Annotated in this window: 10 protein-coding genes, 2 tRNA genes, 2 other RNA genes and 1 pseudogene; 12 read left to right on the forward strand and 3 right to left on the reverse strand. The window is 73.7% G+C overall.

Annotation, left to right across the window (positions count from 1 at the left end):
- Nucleotides 1-338 precede the first annotated feature (338 nt).
- A tRNA-Ser gene (locus KZX45_RS18325) sits at nt 339-423 on the reverse strand.
- A gap of 139 nt (nt 424-562) precedes the next feature.
- Between KZX45_RS18325 and ffs (KZX45_RS18330) the strand changes: the two genes are divergently transcribed.
- The 6 genes and pseudogenes from ffs (KZX45_RS18330) to KZX45_RS18355 all read left to right on the forward strand — a co-directional run.
- An RNA gene (gene ffs, locus KZX45_RS18330) (signal recognition particle sRNA small type) lies at nt 563-659 on the forward strand.
- An 85-nt stretch (nt 660-744) separates the two neighbouring features.
- Complete coding sequence (locus KZX45_RS18335; RefSeq protein ID WP_248259204.1) at nt 745-3,198, forward strand: DNA polymerase III subunit gamma and tau; 2,454 nt, start codon at nt 745-747, stop codon at nt 3,196-3,198.
- 10 nt (nt 3,199-3,208) lie between these two features.
- Nucleotides 3,209-3,808 (forward strand): recombination mediator RecR, encoded by a 600-nt coding sequence (gene recR / locus KZX45_RS18340; protein ID WP_248259205.1) that lies wholly within the window; start codon nt 3,209-3,211, stop codon nt 3,806-3,808.
- Between the two features lie 7 nt (nt 3,809-3,815).
- Nucleotides 3,816-4,598, forward strand: coding sequence for a TSUP family transporter (locus tag KZX45_RS18345; protein ID WP_248259206.1), 783 nt, complete (start codon nt 3,816-3,818; stop codon nt 4,596-4,598).
- A 286-nt stretch (nt 4,599-4,884) separates the two neighbouring features.
- A complete protein-coding gene (locus KZX45_RS18350) occupies nt 4,885-6,165 on the forward strand; it encodes an aspartate kinase (RefSeq protein WP_248259207.1) in 1,281 nt (426 codons plus the stop codon).
- Nucleotides 6,162-6,599 (forward strand): annotated as a pseudogene (locus KZX45_RS18355) (aspartate-semialdehyde dehydrogenase); the annotation flags it as partial. The gene KZX45_RS18350 and the pseudogene KZX45_RS18355, both read left to right, overlap by 4 nt.
- Before the next feature lie 293 nt (nt 6,600-6,892).
- Here KZX45_RS18355 and KZX45_RS18360 read toward each other — a convergent pair.
- Nucleotides 6,893-6,977, reverse strand: a tRNA-Ser gene (locus KZX45_RS18360).
- Between the two features lie 139 nt (nt 6,978-7,116).
- Between KZX45_RS18360 and ffs (KZX45_RS18365) the strand changes: the two genes are divergently transcribed.
- The 6 genes from ffs (KZX45_RS18365) (at nt 7,117) to KZX45_RS18390 (ending at nt 13,777) form a co-directional block, all read left to right on the forward strand.
- An RNA gene (gene ffs, locus KZX45_RS18365) (signal recognition particle sRNA small type) lies at nt 7,117-7,213 on the forward strand.
- Between the two features lie 85 nt (nt 7,214-7,298).
- Nucleotides 7,299-9,752 carry a DNA polymerase III subunit gamma and tau gene (locus KZX45_RS18370; RefSeq protein WP_248259204.1) on the forward strand — a complete coding sequence of 818 codons (2,454 nt, stop codon included), beginning with the start codon at nt 7,299-7,301 and terminating at the stop codon, nt 9,750-9,752.
- 10 nt (nt 9,753-9,762) lie between these two features.
- Nucleotides 9,763-10,362 (forward strand): recombination mediator RecR, encoded by a 600-nt coding sequence (recR, locus tag KZX45_RS18375; protein WP_248259205.1) that lies wholly within the window; start codon nt 9,763-9,765, stop codon nt 10,360-10,362.
- 7 nt (nt 10,363-10,369) lie between these two features.
- A complete protein-coding gene (locus tag KZX45_RS18380) occupies nt 10,370-11,152 on the forward strand; it encodes a TSUP family transporter (RefSeq protein WP_248259206.1) in 783 nt (260 codons plus the stop codon).
- Nucleotides 11,153-11,438: 286 nt separating this feature from the next.
- Complete coding sequence (locus KZX45_RS18385; RefSeq protein ID WP_248259207.1) at nt 11,439-12,719, forward strand: aspartate kinase; 1,281 nt, start codon at nt 11,439-11,441, stop codon at nt 12,717-12,719.
- Complete coding sequence (locus tag KZX45_RS18390; RefSeq protein ID WP_248259208.1) at nt 12,716-13,777, forward strand: aspartate-semialdehyde dehydrogenase; 1,062 nt, start codon at nt 12,716-12,718, stop codon at nt 13,775-13,777. Before KZX45_RS18385 ends, KZX45_RS18390 begins: the two co-directional genes overlap by 4 nt.
- Nucleotides 13,778-14,361: 584 nt before the next feature.
- Here KZX45_RS18390 and KZX45_RS18395 read toward each other — a convergent pair.
- A complete protein-coding gene (locus tag KZX45_RS18395; protein ID WP_248259209.1) occupies nt 14,362-14,982 on the reverse strand; it encodes a hypothetical protein in 621 nt (206 codons plus the stop codon).
- Nucleotides 14,983-15,115 lie beyond the last annotated feature (133 nt).

Here is a 15,115-nt window from a genome sequence, read left to right on the forward strand (position 1 = left end):
AACACTTGGGTCCCCCGTCCCTGCCGCGGGATCTCGCTCCGACCCCGGACGGCGGCAGGGTTCGGCATCCCGCCCGGAGACTCCACGAGGAGGGCTCGCGAAGCGGTCCAGACGCTAGCGCGAACCCACCCCCATGTCACGTTTCGATCACGGACTGTGGACGGCGGGTTTGCGTGAAGCCCGGGATCGCGCCGAAAGGCGGGCCGTGATCTGCGCCACGTCGGCGTGTCAGACGCCGGCATCCGCGTGACGCAGACGCTCCGCCCCCTCCCGGGCGGGGGCCGCCGTCGGGCCGGGGAACGCCAGAGCCCGGACCCTCGACGGGTCCGGGCTGCGAGCGGAGGATGGGGGATTCGAACCCCCGAGGGCGTTAACCCAACACGCTTTCCAAGCGTGCGCCATAGGCCACTAGGCGAATCCTCCTGGGGAAAGACGCCTCGCGGCGGACTTTCGAATGACGAGAATACCCGACGGGGCGCAGGGCCTCGACCACCGGCGGGTCGCTGCACTGGTGGCCTTGGTCACCGTGCACACACCTCCCCGGCGGTCCGTTAGACTGTCCGGCGACCCCTCGTGCGGCGTCATCTTGCCGAACTCCCCCAGGGCCGGAAGGCAGCAAGGGTAGGTGAGCTCTGGCGGGTGCACGGGGGGTCCTTGCATGCCTGCCGCGCTGTCGCGGCGGACTGTGCACAGTCCTGACGAGGGCGTGTGCCAGGTGTGGGCGTGCGCGGCTAACCTCGGTGCGTGAGCCAAGCCCTGTACCGCCGCTACCGGCCGGAGACCTTTCAGGAGGTCATCGGCCAGGAGCACGTGACCGAGCCGCTGATGGCGGCGCTGCGGGCGGACCGGGCCAACCACGCCTATCTCTTCTCCGGCCCGCGCGGCTGCGGGAAGACGACGTCGGCACGCATCCTCGCGCGCTGCCTCAACTGCGAGCAGGGGCCCACCGACACCCCGTGCGGCACCTGCCCCTCGTGCGTGGAGCTGGCGCGCGGCGGGCCCGGCTCGCTCGACGTCGTCGAGATCGACGCCGCGTCCCACAACGGCGTCGACGACGCCCGGGAGCTGCGCGAGCGGGCCAGCTTCGCCCCGGCGAGGGACCGCTACAAGATCTTCATCCTCGACGAGGCCCACATGGTCAGCTCGCAGGGCTTCAACGCGCTGCTGAAGCTGGTCGAGGAGCCGCCCGCGCACATCAAGTTCATCTTCGCGACGACGGAGCCGGACAAGGTCATCGGCACCATCCGCTCGCGCACGCACCACTACCCGTTCCGGCTCGTCCCGCCCGAGCAGCTGCTGGCCTACCTCGAGCAGCTGTGCGCGTCGGAGGGAGTGCGGGTCGGCGGCGGCGTGCTGCCCATGGTCGTGCGCGCCGGCGGCGGCTCCGTGCGGGACACCCTCTCCGTGCTCGACCAGCTGCTCGCCGGCGCGCAGGAGACGGGCCTGGACTACGAGCGCGCGGTCGCGCTGCTCGGCTACACCGACTCGGCGCTGCTCGACGACGTCGTGGACTCCCTCGCGGCGCGCGACGGCGCCAGCCTCTTCCGGGTGGTCGACCGCGTCATCGAGACCGGTCACGACCCGCGGCGCTTCGTGGAGGACCTTCTGCAGCGGCTGCGCGACCTCGTCGTCATCGCCATGGCGGGCGACCACGCGGCCGCCGCGCTGCGCGGTGTGCCCGCCGACCAGCTCGAGCGGATGCGGACCCAGGCGCACCACCTCGGTGCCGCGCAGCTCTCGCGGGCGGCCGACCTCGTCAACGACGCTCTGACCGAGATGAGCGGGGCCACCTCCCCACGTCTCCAGCTCGAGCTGCTGTGCGCGCGGCTGCTGCTGCCCGGCGCCGACGAGGGGGACGCCGGGTACGGCGCGCGCCTCGACCGTCTCGAGCGCCAGATCGTCGACGGCGGAGCCACCCTCGCGCCGGCCGGAGTGCCGCCGGCCGCTGCACCGCCGGCCGCTGCACCGCCGGCCGCGACGCCCCAGCGGACGCCCGCTGCGCCACCGGCCGCCGCTCCGGCTGCTCCGGCCGCCGCCGCGCCGACCGCCGCCGCTCCGGTTGCGTCGGCCCAGTCGCCCACGCCGGTTGCCGGAGGCCCGAACGGCACCTCCGCGCCCGCGCCGCCCCGGCAGGCGGAGCCGTCGCCGGCCAACGGTGCACAGCCGACCAGCCAGGCCCCCCAGCCCTCGTCCCCGGCGACGCAGCCGCCTGCCGCCCCGCAGCAGCCGCCCGCGTCCTCGCAGCAGCCACCTGCCGCCGCCCCGCAGCAGCCGCCTGCCGCCGCCCCGCAGCAGCCGCCTGCCGCCGCGGCGCAGTCCACGGCGACGCCCGCCGCGTCACGGGCCCCGGCGCCCCAGCCGGAGGCCGGGGCGGACGCGGAGATGATCCGGCGCCGCTGGCCCGAGGTCATCGACATGCTCGCCCGCCTCAAGCGCAGCACGTGGGCGCTCGTGTCGCAGAACGCCCAGGCTGGTGAGGTCTCCAACGGGGCGCTGCACCTGCTCTTCAGGACGCCCGGGCTCGCCACGGCCTTCCGCTCCGGTGCGCACGCGGAGCAGGTGCAGCGCGCGCTGGCCGAGACCCTCGGGGTGCGGCTGCGCGTCGAGGGCGTCGTCGACGAGGGAGGAGGCGGGGGCGGCCCGGCCCGCCCGTCCGTCAGCCCGGCCCCGACCGGCACCAGCCCGGCGAGCGCGGACACCCCGTCCGCCGCCGTCGCCGACGCCCGGTCCAGCTGGGCGAGCCCGGCGACATCCCCGCAGCGCACCCCGGCGGCCCCCGCACCGGGCGGGCGGCGCGACGGCGAGACCGGGGCGCCCACTGCTCACGTGCCCGCGGGTGCCGGAGTCGCGGCCGGGGCGCAGGTCGCCGGACCGGTGGCGGCCCGGTCCACCCCTGAGGTCCCTCCGGCGCCGTCGGTCGTCGCGGCTCACGAGGCCGACTACCCGCTCCCTCCGGAGCCGGTCGACGAGGACCCGGGTGAGCCCGGTCAGGCCTACCGCCGCTCGGCGCCGTCACCCGCCGAGACCGTGGAACCCCTTCACCGCCCGCCGGTCGCGCTGGCGGACGACACGCCCTCGCGCGACGACCCCGACGCCGAGGGCTCCGGGATGGTCGGCGCACCCCTCGTCGCGCAGGTCCTCGGCGGCACCGTGATCGAGGAGATCACCGTGTCCGCCGACGGCCCGGGCGCGCCGTAGGCTGGCACGCGTGTACGAAGGTGCGGTCCAGGACCTGATCGACGAGCTCGGGCGTTTGCCCGGCGTCGGTCCCAAGAGCGCGCAGCGCATCGCGTTCCACATCCTCTCCGCCGACACCGAGGACGTCGCGCGGCTCGCGCACGCGCTCACCGAGGTGAAGGCACGGGTCCGCTTCTGCGAGGTGTGCGGCAACGTCTCCGAGCACACCCAGTGCCGCATCTGCACCGACCCGCGCCGCAACCCGGCGGTGCTGTGCGTGGTCGAGGAGGCGAAGGACGTCGTCGCGATCGAGCGCACCCGGGAGTTCCGGGGGAAGTACCACGTGCTCGGCGGCGCCATCAACCCGATCGACGGCGTCGGGCCCGACGACCTGCGCATCCGTGAGCTGATGACCCGGCTCGCGGACGGCACCGTCGAGGAGGTCATCCTCGCCACCGACCCGAACATCGAGGGCGAGGCGACCGCCACCTATCTCGCGCGCATGCTGCGCGGCATGGGCATCGCCGTCTCGCGTCTCGCCTCGGGGCTGCCGGTCGGCGGCGACCTCGAGTACGCCGACGAGGTGACGCTCGGCCGGGCGTTCGAGGGCCGCCGCCGCATCGAGGCCTGAGACCCACGTGCTCGAGATCGACGCCCTGACCATCCTGCTGCTCGTGCTCGCCGGGCTGACCGCCGGCTGGGTCGACGCGGTGGTCGGCGGCGGGGGGCTCATCCAGCTCCCCGCGCTGCTGCTCGTCCCCGGCATGACACCGGTGCAGGCCCTCGCCACCAACAAGGTGGGCTCGATCATGGGCACCTCGGTCAGCGCGCTGACGTACTACCGGCGGGTCGGCCCCGACCTGCGCACCGCCACCCCCATGGCCGTCGCCGCGTTCCTCGCCGCCATCGGCGGCGCCGCCGTCGCCAGCCGCATCCCTGCCGAGGCGTTCACGCCGATCATCCTGGTCGCCTGCATCGCCGTGGCCACCTGGACCCTGGCCAAGCCGTCGCTGGGCCGCCGGACGCAGCTGCGGTGGGAGGGGAACCGGCACGTGGGGACCGCGATCGGGCTCGGCCTCCTCATCGGCGCCTACGACGGGCTGCTCGGTCCCGGCACCGGCAGCTTCCTGGTCATCTCCCTCGTCGGGGTCCTCGGCTACGCCTTTCTGCCCGCGTCGGCGATCGCCAAGATCGTCAACTTCGCCACGAACGCCGGTGCGCTGGTGTTCTTCGTCCCGCACGGCGCGGTGATCTGGAGCCTCGGACTGGCGGTGGGCGCCGCGAACCTCGTGGGCGCCTACATCGGTGCTCGCATGGCCGTGGCGAGGGGGAGCGGCTTCGTACGGGTGATCTTCGTCGTCGTCGTCGGCGCCCTGGTGCTGCGCCTGGGCTATCAGACGGTGCAGCAGTACTGGTTCTGAGCCGTCCGCGGCTCACCCGCATGGTGATCTTGGTCATGGGTGACCCCCACCAGCTCGTGCCGGTCCGCCGTCGTCCCGGCCGGGTCGCGCGGAAACGGCAGGATGGCGCGACGGAGCGCACCGGACGACGACGGCGGGAAAACCGCGCCACGCCCGGTCCGCCATGCGGATCGCGCTGGGCCCGGGGAATGAGACGTCCCTACACTGGGGCAGTCCTCCGGCCGCCCGACGGCGGTCGGCGCGGTACCCGCAACGCGTTCCCCCTCAGACGTCCGGAGATCCACCCGTGGCCCTCGTCGTGCAGAAGTTCGGCGGCTCGTCCGTCGCCGACGCCGCCAGCATCCAGCGCGTCGCCCGCCGGATCGTCGAGACCAAGCAGGCCGGCAACGACGTCGTCGTGGTCGTCTCCGCCATGGGCGACACCACCGACGACCTGCTCGACCTCGCCGGGCAGATCACCGACGACGCGCCCGCGCGTGAGATGGACATCCTGCTCACGGCCGGCGAGCGCATCTCGATGGCGCTGCTGGCGATGGCGATCCACGAGCTCGGCGTGAAGGCCCGCTCCTACACCGGCCAGCAGGCCGGGCTGCGCACGGACACCCGCTACGGCAAGGCGTCCATCGTCGGCGTCGTCCCCGAGCGCATCCACAAGGCGGTCGACGCCGGGCAGGTCGCCATCGTCGCCGGGTTCCAGGGCGTCAACGAGCACAACGACGTCACCACCCTCGGCCGCGGCGGCTCCGACACCACCGCCGTCGCGCTCGCCGCCGCCCTGAAGGCGGACGTGTGCGAGATCTACACCGACGTCGACGGCCTGTTCACCGCCGACCCGCGGATCGTGCCCGCGGCCCGGCGCGTCGAGCGGATCACCTACGAGGAGACGCTCGAGCTCGCCGCGCACGGCGCGAAGATCCTGCACCTGCGGGCGGTCGAGTTCGCCCGCCGCTACGGCGTGCCGCTGCACGTGCGCTCGTCGTTCTCGAACAAGGAAGGCACCTGGGTCACCGACATCCCCGTCGATGGCCAGGCGGAGGAGGAAGCCATGGAAGACCCGATCATCTCCGGCGTCGCCCACGACCGCAGCCAGGGCAAGATCACCGTGGTCGGCGTCCCCGACGTCCCCGGGATCGCCGCCAGGCTCTTCGAGGTCGTCGCCGGCGCCGAGGCCAACGTCGACATGATCGTCCAGAACATCTCGACCCAGCGCACCGGCCGCACCGACATCTCCTTCACCCTGCCCGAGGCGGACGGCCGCGCCACGATGCGCGCGATCGAGGAGGCCGCGGACACCCTGCAGTACACCGAGGTCCGCTACGACGACCAGATCGGCAAGCTCTCGCTGGTCGGCGCCGGGATGCGCTCGCACCCGGGCGTCTCCGCCAAGCTCTTCGGCGCCCTGTCGAAGGCCGGCATCAACATCGAGATGATCTCGACCTCGGAGATCCGCATCTCCGTCGTCACCAGGATCGAGGACCTCGACGCCGCCGTGCGCGCGGTCCACACCGCCTTCGACCTCGACTCCGAGGAGTCCGAGGCCGTCGTCTACGGAGGGACGGGCCGATGAGCCAGAACAACAACGGGGTCACCGTCGCGGTGGTGGGCGCCACCGGACAGGTCGGGCGCGTCATGCGCCAGCTGCTCGAGGAGCGCGACTTCCCGGCGACCGGCGTGCGCTTCCTCGCCTCGGCCCGCTCGGCCGGCACGACCCTGCCCTTCCGCGGCCAGGACGTCGTGGTGGAGGACGTGGCGACGGCGGACCTCGCCGGGATCGACATCGCCATCTTCTCCGCGGGGGCCACCGCCTCCCGCGAGCACGCCCCCCGCTTCGCCGCCGCCGGCGCGGTCGTCGTCGACAACTCCTCCGCGTGGCGCAAGGACCCCGAGGTGCCCCTCGTGGTCTCCGAGGTCAACCCGCACGCGATGGCCGACCGGCCCAAGGGCATCATCGCCAACCCGAACTGCACCACGATGGCCGCGATGCCCACCTCGCTCCGACCCCGGACGGCGGCAGGGTTCGGCATCCCGCCCGGAGACTCCACGAGGAGGGCTCGCGAAGCGGTCCAGACGCTAGCGCGAACCCACCCCCATGTCACGTTTCGATCACGGACTGTGGACGGCGGGTTTGCGTGAAGCCCGGGATCGCGCCGAAAGGCGGGCCGTGATCTGCGCCACGTCGGCGTGTCAGACGCCGGCATCCGCGTGACGCAGACGCTCCGCCCCCTCCCGGGCGGGGGCCGCCGTCGGGCCGGGGAACGCCAGAGCCCGGACCCTCGACGGGTCCGGGCTGCGAGCGGAGGATGGGGGATTCGAACCCCCGAGGGCGTTAACCCAACACGCTTTCCAAGCGTGCGCCATAGGCCACTAGGCGAATCCTCCTGGGGAAAGACGCCTCGCGGCGGACTTTCGAATGACGAGAATACCCGACGGGGCGCAGGGCCTCGACCACCGGCGGGTCGCTGCACTGGTGGCCTTGGTCACCGTGCACACACCTCCCCGGCGGTCCGTTAGACTGTCCGGCGACCCCTCGTGCGGCGTCATCTTGCCGAACTCCCCCAGGGCCGGAAGGCAGCAAGGGTAGGTGAGCTCTGGCGGGTGCACGGGGGGTCCTTGCATGCCTGCCGCGCTGTCGCGGCGGACTGTGCACAGTCCTGACGAGGGCGTGTGCCAGGTGTGGGCGTGCGCGGCTAACCTCGGTGCGTGAGCCAAGCCCTGTACCGCCGCTACCGGCCGGAGACCTTTCAGGAGGTCATCGGCCAGGAGCACGTGACCGAGCCGCTGATGGCGGCGCTGCGGGCGGACCGGGCCAACCACGCCTATCTCTTCTCCGGCCCGCGCGGCTGCGGGAAGACGACGTCGGCACGCATCCTCGCGCGCTGCCTCAACTGCGAGCAGGGGCCCACCGACACCCCGTGCGGCACCTGCCCCTCGTGCGTGGAGCTGGCGCGCGGCGGGCCCGGCTCGCTCGACGTCGTCGAGATCGACGCCGCGTCCCACAACGGCGTCGACGACGCCCGGGAGCTGCGCGAGCGGGCCAGCTTCGCCCCGGCGAGGGACCGCTACAAGATCTTCATCCTCGACGAGGCCCACATGGTCAGCTCGCAGGGCTTCAACGCGCTGCTGAAGCTGGTCGAGGAGCCGCCCGCGCACATCAAGTTCATCTTCGCGACGACGGAGCCGGACAAGGTCATCGGCACCATCCGCTCGCGCACGCACCACTACCCGTTCCGGCTCGTCCCGCCCGAGCAGCTGCTGGCCTACCTCGAGCAGCTGTGCGCGTCGGAGGGAGTGCGGGTCGGCGGCGGCGTGCTGCCCATGGTCGTGCGCGCCGGCGGCGGCTCCGTGCGGGACACCCTCTCCGTGCTCGACCAGCTGCTCGCCGGCGCGCAGGAGACGGGCCTGGACTACGAGCGCGCGGTCGCGCTGCTCGGCTACACCGACTCGGCGCTGCTCGACGACGTCGTGGACTCCCTCGCGGCGCGCGACGGCGCCAGCCTCTTCCGGGTGGTCGACCGCGTCATCGAGACCGGTCACGACCCGCGGCGCTTCGTGGAGGACCTTCTGCAGCGGCTGCGCGACCTCGTCGTCATCGCCATGGCGGGCGACCACGCGGCCGCCGCGCTGCGCGGTGTGCCCGCCGACCAGCTCGAGCGGATGCGGACCCAGGCGCACCACCTCGGTGCCGCGCAGCTCTCGCGGGCGGCCGACCTCGTCAACGACGCTCTGACCGAGATGAGCGGGGCCACCTCCCCACGTCTCCAGCTCGAGCTGCTGTGCGCGCGGCTGCTGCTGCCCGGCGCCGACGAGGGGGACGCCGGGTACGGCGCGCGCCTCGACCGTCTCGAGCGCCAGATCGTCGACGGCGGAGCCACCCTCGCGCCGGCCGGAGTGCCGCCGGCCGCTGCACCGCCGGCCGCTGCACCGCCGGCCGCGACGCCCCAGCGGACGCCCGCTGCGCCACCGGCCGCCGCTCCGGCTGCTCCGGCCGCCGCCGCGCCGACCGCCGCCGCTCCGGTTGCGTCGGCCCAGTCGCCCACGCCGGTTGCCGGAGGCCCGAACGGCACCTCCGCGCCCGCGCCGCCCCGGCAGGCGGAGCCGTCGCCGGCCAACGGTGCACAGCCGACCAGCCAGGCCCCCCAGCCCTCGTCCCCGGCGACGCAGCCGCCTGCCGCCCCGCAGCAGCCGCCCGCGTCCTCGCAGCAGCCACCTGCCGCCGCCCCGCAGCAGCCGCCTGCCGCCGCCCCGCAGCAGCCGCCTGCCGCCGCGGCGCAGTCCACGGCGACGCCCGCCGCGTCACGGGCCCCGGCGCCCCAGCCGGAGGCCGGGGCGGACGCGGAGATGATCCGGCGCCGCTGGCCCGAGGTCATCGACATGCTCGCCCGCCTCAAGCGCAGCACGTGGGCGCTCGTGTCGCAGAACGCCCAGGCTGGTGAGGTCTCCAACGGGGCGCTGCACCTGCTCTTCAGGACGCCCGGGCTCGCCACGGCCTTCCGCTCCGGTGCGCACGCGGAGCAGGTGCAGCGCGCGCTGGCCGAGACCCTCGGGGTGCGGCTGCGCGTCGAGGGCGTCGTCGACGAGGGAGGAGGCGGGGGCGGCCCGGCCCGCCCGTCCGTCAGCCCGGCCCCGACCGGCACCAGCCCGGCGAGCGCGGACACCCCGTCCGCCGCCGTCGCCGACGCCCGGTCCAGCTGGGCGAGCCCGGCGACATCCCCGCAGCGCACCCCGGCGGCCCCCGCACCGGGCGGGCGGCGCGACGGCGAGACCGGGGCGCCCACTGCTCACGTGCCCGCGGGTGCCGGAGTCGCGGCCGGGGCGCAGGTCGCCGGACCGGTGGCGGCCCGGTCCACCCCTGAGGTCCCTCCGGCGCCGTCGGTCGTCGCGGCTCACGAGGCCGACTACCCGCTCCCTCCGGAGCCGGTCGACGAGGACCCGGGTGAGCCCGGTCAGGCCTACCGCCGCTCGGCGCCGTCACCCGCCGAGACCGTGGAACCCCTTCACCGCCCGCCGGTCGCGCTGGCGGACGACACGCCCTCGCGCGACGACCCCGACGCCGAGGGCTCCGGGATGGTCGGCGCACCCCTCGTCGCGCAGGTCCTCGGCGGCACCGTGATCGAGGAGATCACCGTGTCCGCCGACGGCCCGGGCGCGCCGTAGGCTGGCACGCGTGTACGAAGGTGCGGTCCAGGACCTGATCGACGAGCTCGGGCGTTTGCCCGGCGTCGGTCCCAAGAGCGCGCAGCGCATCGCGTTCCACATCCTCTCCGCCGACACCGAGGACGTCGCGCGGCTCGCGCACGCGCTCACCGAGGTGAAGGCACGGGTCCGCTTCTGCGAGGTGTGCGGCAACGTCTCCGAGCACACCCAGTGCCGCATCTGCACCGACCCGCGCCGCAACCCGGCGGTGCTGTGCGTGGTCGAGGAGGCGAAGGACGTCGTCGCGATCGAGCGCACCCGGGAGTTCCGGGGGAAGTACCACGTGCTCGGCGGCGCCATCAACCCGATCGACGGCGTCGGGCCCGACGACCTGCGCATCCGTGAGCTGATGACCCGGCTCGCGGACGGCACCGTCGAGGAGGTCATCCTCGCCACCGACCCGAACATCGAGGGCGAGGCGACCGCCACCTATCTCGCGCGCATGCTGCGCGGCATGGGCATCGCCGTCTCGCGTCTCGCCTCGGGGCTGCCGGTCGGCGGCGACCTCGAGTACGCCGACGAGGTGACGCTCGGCCGGGCGTTCGAGGGCCGCCGCCGCATCGAGGCCTGAGACCCACGTGCTCGAGATCGACGCCCTGACCATCCTGCTGCTCGTGCTCGCCGGGCTGACCGCCGGCTGGGTCGACGCGGTGGTCGGCGGCGGGGGGCTCATCCAGCTCCCCGCGCTGCTGCTCGTCCCCGGCATGACACCGGTGCAGGCCCTCGCCACCAACAAGGTGGGCTCGATCATGGGCACCTCGGTCAGCGCGCTGACGTACTACCGGCGGGTCGGCCCCGACCTGCGCACCGCCACCCCCATGGCCGTCGCCGCGTTCCTCGCCGCCATCGGCGGCGCCGCCGTCGCCAGCCGCATCCCTGCCGAGGCGTTCACGCCGATCATCCTGGTCGCCTGCATCGCCGTGGCCACCTGGACCCTGGCCAAGCCGTCGCTGGGCCGCCGGACGCAGCTGCGGTGGGAGGGGAACCGGCACGTGGGGACCGCGATCGGGCTCGGCCTCCTCATCGGCGCCTACGACGGGCTGCTCGGTCCCGGCACCGGCAGCTTCCTGGTCATCTCCCTCGTCGGGGTCCTCGGCTACGCCTTTCTGCCCGCGTCGGCGATCGCCAAGATCGTCAACTTCGCCACGAACGCCGGTGCGCTGGTGTTCTTCGTCCCGCACGGCGCGGTGATCTGGAGCCTCGGACTGGCGGTGGGCGCCGCGAACCTCGTGGGCGCCTACATCGGTGCTCGCATGGCCGTGGCGAGGGGGAGCGGCTTCGTACGGGTGATCTTCGTCGTCGTCGTCGGCGCCCTGGTGCTGCGCCTGGGCTATCAGACGGTGCAGCAGTACTGGTTCTGAGCCGTCCGCGGCTCACCCGCATGGTGATCTTGGTCATGGGTGACCCCCACCAGCTCGTGCCGGTCCGCCGTCGTCCCGGCCGGGTCGCGCGGAAACGGCAGGATGGCGCGACGGAGCGCACCGGACGACGACGGCGGGAAAACCGCGCCACGCCCGGTCCGCCATGCGGATCGCGCTGGGCCCGGGGAATGAGACGTCCCTACACTGGGGCAGTCCTCCGGCCGCCCGACGGCGGTCGGCGCGGTACCCGCAACGCGTTCCCCCTCAGACGTCCGGAGATCCACCCGTGGCCCTCGTCGTGCAGAAGTTCGGCGGCTCGTCCGTCGCCGACGCCGCCAGCATCCAGCGCGTCGCCCGCCGGATCGTCGAGACCAAGCAGGCCGGCAACGACGTCGTCGTGGTCGTCTCCGCCATGGGCGACACCACCGACGACCTGCTCGACCTCGCCGGGCAGATCACCGACGACGCGCCCGCGCGTGAGATGGACATCCTGCTCACGGCCGGCGAGCGCATCTCGATGGCGCTGCTGGCGATGGCGATCCACGAGCTCGGCGTGAAGGCCCGCTCCTACACCGGCCAGCAGGCCGGGCTGCGCACGGACACCCGCTACGGCAAGGCGTCCATCGTCGGCGTCGTCCCCGAGCGCATCCACAAGGCGGTCGACGCCGGGCAGGTCGCCATCGTCGCCGGGTTCCAGGGCGTCAACGAGCACAACGACGTCACCACCCTCGGCCGCGGCGGCTCCGACACCACCGCCGTCGCGCTCGCCGCCGCCCTGAAGGCGGACGTGTGCGAGATCTACACCGACGTCGACGGCCTGTTCACCGCCGACCCGCGGATCGTGCCCGCGGCCCGGCGCGTCGAGCGGATCACCTACGAGGAGACGCTCGAGCTCGCCGCGCACGGCGCGAAGATCCTGCACCTGCGGGCGGTCGAGTTCGCCCGCCGCTACGGCGTGCCGCTGCACGTGCGCTCGTCGTTCTCGAACAAGGAAGGCACCTGGGTCACCGACATCCCCGTCGATGGCCAGGCGGAGGAGGAAGCCATGGAAGACCCGATCATCTCCGGCGTCGCCCACGACCGCAGCCAGGGCAAGATCACCGTGGTCGGCGTCCCCGACGTCCCCGGGATCGCCGCCAGGCTCTTCGAGGTCGTCGCCGGCGCCGAGGCCAACGTCGACATGATCGTCCAGAACATCTCGACCCAGCGCACCGGCCGCACCGACATCTCCTTCACCCTGCCCGAGGCGGACGGCCGCGCCACGATGCGCGCGATCGAGGAGGCCGCGGACACCCTGCAGTACACCGAGGTCCGCTACGACGACCAGATCGGCAAGCTCTCGCTGGTCGGCGCCGGGATGCGCTCGCACCCGGGCGTCTCCGCCAAGCTCTTCGGCGCCCTGTCGAAGGCCGGCATCAACATCGAGATGATCTCGACCTCGGAGATCCGCATCTCCGTCGTCACCAGGATCGAGGACCTCGACGCCGCCGTGCGCGCGGTCCACACCGCCTTCGACCTCGACTCCGAGGAGTCCGAGGCCGTCGTCTACGGAGGGACGGGCCGATGAGCCAGAACAACAACGGGGTCACCGTCGCGGTGGTGGGCGCCACCGGACAGGTCGGGCGCGTCATGCGCCAGCTGCTCGAGGAGCGCGACTTCCCGGCGACCGGCGTGCGCTTCCTCGCCTCGGCCCGCTCGGCCGGCACGACCCTGCCCTTCCGCGGCCAGGACGTCGTGGTGGAGGACGTGGCGACGGCGGACCTCGCCGGGATCGACATCGCCATCTTCTCCGCGGGGGCCACCGCCTCCCGCGAGCACGCCCCCCGCTTCGCCGCCGCCGGCGCGGTCGTCGTCGACAACTCCTCCGCGTGGCGCAAGGACCCCGAGGTGCCCCTCGTGGTCTCCGAGGTCAACCCGCACGCGATGGCCGACCGGCCCAAGGGCATCATCGCCAACCCGAACTGCACCACGATGGCCGCGATGCCCACCCTCAAGGTGCTCCACGCCGAGGCGGGTCTCGAGCGCCTCGTCGTCTCGACCTACCAGGCCGTCTCCGGCTCCGGCGTCGCCGGCGTCCAGGAGCTCGAGGGCCAGGTTCGTGCCGCCGTCGAGCAGGACCTGACGAAGCTCGCGCTCGACGGCTCCGCCGTCACCTTCCCCGAGCCGCAGAAGTACGTGGCCCCGATCGCGTTCGACGTCGTCGCCCTCGCCGGGTCCATCGTCGACGACGGCTCCGAGGAGACGGACGAGGAGCAGAAGCTGCGGAACGAGTCGCGCAAGATCCTCGAGCTGCCCGACCTGGCCGTGGCCGGAACCTGCGTGCGCGTGCCGGTCTTCACCGGGCACGCCCTGTCGATCAACGCCGAGTTCGCCCGGCCGATCAGCCCCGGGCGGGCCCGCGAGCTGCTCGCGGGCGCGCCCGGCGTCGAGCTCGCCGACGTCCCGACGCCGCTCCAGGCGGCCGGGGCGGACGAGACCTTCGTGGGTCGCATCCGCACCGACCAGTCGGTGCCCGGCGGGCGCGGGCTGGCGATGTTCGTCGTCGGCGACAACCTGCGCAAGGGTGCCGCGCTCAACGCGGTCCAGATCGCCGAGCTGCTCGCGAAGGAGCTCGTCACCGCGTGACACGCAAGGGCGACGGCCTCACCGCCCCTCGCCCACGTTCCGGCGCCGCCTGACCCGTCGCGCCCCCGACCCGCGAGAATGCCCTAACTGCTCGTTCCCGGCCCGGAACGCGCAGTTAGGGCATTCTCGGCACTGGGCACTGGGCACTGGGCACTGGGCAAGGCGAACTGTGCGAGCGCGTCGTCCACAGCCGCTCCGGTACGTTCACCCTCCACAGGTTCCCCGAGGGCGCGGTCTGCTGGCGGCGAGGAGATGGTCCTCTGGCAAGGTGACCCGTTGCCGTGCCGTCGCAGCTCATGCGCCTCGCTGACCATCAGTGCGGGCTCGTGTCCGCTGGGCAAGCCGAGGAGCACCGTGTCACCGCACGTCCGGAGCCGCCTGTGTCGCTCCGGCGCCTGGTCGCGCGTGTGCCGTGGCGTGTTTGACGTCGCCCCCACTCGGCCCCGCAACTGGCCGGAGCGTCGGCGCAGAACCGCGCTGATCAGGTTGCTGCCACATGGTCGGAGGCGGACGGTAGAGCTGAGTCGCCGCTCGAGAGCTTCGGCCAGGGCATTGTCGGCGACGGGTGCCCTCGAGCTTGTCGCTCACCGGCCCTCGTCCACGTGCAGGACGCCCTCGCAGTCGTCGGCCGCCTCCACCGGGGCCGCCGCTCGCAGGCCGAGCCCCGGGCTCAGCTCGACGACGGCGCTCCCCGGTACGCCGAGGACGGTGGTGACCACGATGATCTCCGTGCGCACCACGCCCGAGCCGGGTGCGAAGTCCCCGCACGGTGGCCAGTCGGCGGTCACCCGCACCGCGACCTCCTCCCCAGCGGCCACGGTGCGCGACGGCACCGCGGGACGGGCGAAGAAGTCCTCCGACCCCGCGGACGCGCCGAGAACCTCCACGGCCCCACCGTCCTCGAGCCGGCCCGACCGCACGGTGACCGGCAGCAGCGAGTCGTTGCGCACGGAGTAGACCGCGGCGGCCTCGTCGGGGTCGGTGAACGTGTACGCCTCTGCGGTCGTCGTCAGCGTTGCGCCGACGGCACCGCTGGACGGCCCGAGGGCCAGGCTGGGCCGGACGACGGCGGCCGCGAGGCCCACGACGGCCAGCGCCAGCGCGAGGACGCCCAGCCCGACGGCGAGCACGGCGAGGTGCCGCCCCTCGAACCGGGCCAGGGCGGCTTGCCACCGGGCCGACGACGTCGTCTGCTGCGCTGCCATGGGCGCAGCATGGCAGCCCGCCGGCCGCCCTGGCCCCGTGCAGGCCGGGTTTCGGGGACGAGGTCGAGTTCGAGCGGATGCCGGAGACGGTCCTGGCCGGCCTCGCCCCGCGCGCGACCGGGACGCGGACGAC

The sequence above is a fragment of the Georgenia sp. EYE_87 genome (assembly GCF_023148685.1).
GTDB lineage: Bacteria > Actinomycetota > Actinomycetes > Actinomycetales > Actinomycetaceae > Georgenia.

Bases quoted from the DNA above. Each gene is read 5' to 3' on its own strand.
- KZX45_RS18395 (WP_248259209.1), bottom strand. From the start codon at position 14,982: ATGGCAGCGCAGCAGACGACGTCGTCGGCCCGGTGGCAAGCCGCCCTG.
- KZX45_RS18390 (WP_248259208.1), top strand. From the start codon at position 12,716: ATGAGCCAGAACAACAACGGGGTCACCGTCGCGGTGGTGGGCGCCACC.